The sequence below is a fragment of the Saccharopolyspora sp. genome, from assembly GCF_017434145.1.
GTDB classification, from domain to species: Bacteria; Actinomycetota; Actinomycetes; order Mycobacteriales; family Pseudonocardiaceae; genus Saccharopolyspora_C; species Saccharopolyspora_C galaxeae.
In genome coordinates this window covers 1-3,059 of record NZ_JAFRFW010001047.1, presented here as the reverse complement: position 1 = coordinate 3,059, position 3,059 = coordinate 1, and the positions used below count along the sequence as shown (strand labels likewise).

2 protein-coding genes are annotated in these 3,059 nt (G+C 71.5%); one reads left to right on the top strand and one right to left on the bottom strand.

What is annotated here, in order from left to right:
- Positions 1-2,328 (top strand): glycoside hydrolase family 38 C-terminal domain-containing protein (locus IJH84_RS28620; RefSeq protein ID WP_295151138.1); only part of this gene is annotated, 2,328 nt, incomplete at its 5' end.
- On the opposite strand, the gene IJH84_RS28615 is transcribed toward IJH84_RS28620, so the two are convergent.
- Positions 2,325-3,059, bottom strand: a 735-nt coding sequence (locus IJH84_RS28615; RefSeq protein WP_295151136.1) for an amidohydrolase family protein, incomplete at its 5' end; no start/stop codon positions are given. The two genes, IJH84_RS28620 and IJH84_RS28615, sit on opposite strands and share 4 nt — an antisense overlap.

Here is a 3,059-nt window from a genome sequence, read left to right as displayed (position 1 = left end):
GCCGCTACCGCACCGGCCGCGCGCGGCGAGCTCGCCGAGGGGCTGGCCCGGCCCGCGCACGCCAGCGCGCACGTGATCTCCGCGGTCGGGCACGCCCACATCGACTCGGCGTGGCTGTGGCCGTTGCGGGAAACGGTCCGCAAGATCGCCCGCACCGTCGCCAACGTCACCGACCTGATGCGCGAGCACCCGCAGTTGCGCTTCGCCATGTCGCAGGCCCAGCAGCTGGCGTGGCTGGAAACCCATCAGCCCGCGCTGTTCGAGCGGGTGCGCGAGCAGGTGCGGGCCGGACGGTTCGTGCCGGTCGGCGGCATGTGGGTGGAGTCGGACACCAACATGCCCGGCGGGGAGGCGCTGGCGCGGCAGTTCGCCCACGGCAAGCGGTTCTTCCTGGAGAAGTTCGGGGTGGAGACCGAGGAGGTGTGGCTGCCGGATTCGTTCGGCTACAGCGCGGCGCTGCCGCAGCTGGTGCGGCTGTCGGGCTCGCGGTGGTTTCTGACCCAGAAGATCTCCTGGAACCAGACCAACAAGTTCCCGCACCACACCTTCTGGTGGGAAGGCATCGACGGCACGCGGGTGTTCACCCACTTCCCGCCCGCCGACACCTACAACGCCGAGCTTTCCGGCGCCGAACTCGCCCACGCCAGCAGCAACTTCGGCGAGCACGGTTTCGCCACCCGCTCGCTGGTGCCGTTCGGGCACGGTGACGGCGGGGGCGGGCCGACCCGGGAGATGCTCGAGCGCGCCTACCGCACCGCCGAGCTGGAAGGTTCCCCGAAGGTGCGGCTGGAATCCCCTGCGGAGTTCTTCACCGCCGCCGAAGCCGACCACCGCGGTCCCGCGGTGTGGTCCGGCGAGCTGTACCTGGAGCTGCACCGCGGCACCTACACCTCGCAGGCCCGCACCAAGCAGGGCAACCGGCGCTGCGAGCACCTGCTGCGCGAGGCCGAGCTGTGGTGCGCGACCGCGGCGATCCGCCTGGGCAGCGACTACCCGTACGAACGGCTCGACGAGTTGTGGAAGACGGTGCTGCTGCACCAGTTCCACGACATCCTGCCGGGCTCGTCGATCGCGTGGGTGCACCGCGAGGCCGAGGCGACCTATCAGCGGGTGATCGGCGAGCTGACCGAGCTGATCACCGCCGCACCGCGGGAACTGGCCGCGGGCGGCGGGGGAGAAGTGGTGTTCAACGCCGCCCCGCACGAACGCGACGGGGTGCCCGCGCTCGGCGCAGGCCCGGTCGACGGGCGCGCGGCCAGCACCGCCACCGAACGACCGGACGGTGCGCTGGTGCTGGACAACGGTCTGCTGCGGGTCACGCTCGACGAGCGCGGACTGCTGAGCTCGGTGCTGGATCTGGAATCCGGCCGGGAAGCGCTGGCCGCGGGCGCGGCAGGCAACCTGCTGCAGCTGCACCCGGATCACCCCAATGCCTGGGACGCGTGGGACGTCGACGAGTTCTACCGGCACCGGGTCCGCGACCTCACCGAGGTCGACCGCGTCGAACTCGACGGCACCACGGCAGTGGTGGCCCGCAGTTTCGGGGAGTCCGCGGTGATCCAGCGGGTGAGCCTGCGCGGCCGCACCGTCGAGGTGGACACCGACGTGGACTGGCACGAATCCGAGAAACTGCTCAAAGCGGCCTTCCCGCTGGACGTGCACGCCGATCGCTCGGCCGCCGAGACGCAGTTCGGGCACGTGCACCGGCCCACGCACGCCAACACCTCGTGGGACGCGGCGAAGTTCGAGATCTGCGCGCACCGGTGGCTGCACGTCGGCGAAACCGGCTACGGGCACGCCGTGGTCAACGACTCCACCTACGGCCACGAAGCCACCCGATCGACCGGGCCGGAGGCAGCCACGACGACCACGGTGCGGCTGTCACTGCTGCGGGCGCCGCGGTTCCCGGACCCGGAAACCGACCACGGACGGCATCGGCTGCGCTACGGGCTCGTGGTGGGCGCGGACATCGCCGAGGCGGTGCGGGAGGGCTACCGCATCAACCTGCCCGCGCGGGCCGTGGCGGGCGGGAACAGCGTGCCACCGCTGGTGACGGTGGACTCCGCGGCAGTGGTGATCGAATCGGTGAAGCTGGCCGATGACCGCTCCGGCGACGTGCTGGTTCGGATGTACGAGTCCCTGGGCGGGCGCGCGGCGGCCACGGTGCGCCCGTCGTTCCCGGTGGCTTCGGCAACGCGCACCGACCTGCTGGAACGACCGCTGCAGGACGCCGGCCCGGAAGACCTGCGGTCCGGCCCGCTGCGGCTGCGGCCGTTCGAGATCGTCACCGTGCGGCTCACCCCGGCCGCCGACCGGCGAGAACGCTAGCCGCGCACGAGCACCCCGTGCTGCACGACGGTGCGGATGTTGTCCGGGTCGGCCAGCACCCCGATGTCGGCCAATGGGTCACCGTCGAGCACCACCAGATCGGCCAGCGCTCCCGCGCGCAGCGTCCCGAGCCGCCCGGTCATGCCGATCAGCTCGGCGGCGGTGCTGGTGGCCGAACGGATGATCTCCAGCGGCGGCTGGACCTCGCCACGAATCCGGAATTCCTGGTTCTGGTGCCGGTGCATCCCGCCGAGCAGATCGGTCCCGTAGGCGATCCGCACGCCACCGCGGTGCGCCAGCTCCAGCGCCGCCAGACCGGCGTCGAGGACCTCGTCGACTTTCCGCCAGCTCTGCTGCGGCAGGCCGAAATCGCGGCCTTCGGCCTGCAACGCCCAGTAGGTCACCAGGGTCGGCACCAGGAACGCCTCGTGCTCGAGGAATTCGGCGATGTTGTCCGCACCGATGAGGTTGCCGTGCTCGATGGAACGGATGCCCGCTTGCAAGGCGCGGCTGACCGACCGGCCGGTGTAGGCGTGCGCTGCGACGTAGCGGTTCGCGGCTGCGGCTTCCTCGGCGATGGCGCGCAGCTCGCCGGTCGAATACTGGGTGGAGTCGATGCGGTCGGTCGGCGAGGCCACTCCGCCGCCCGCCATCACTTTGATGTGGTGCGCGCCCTTGCGCAGCTCGTCGCGGGCCGCGGCGCGCACCGCGTCCACGCCGTCGGCGATCCG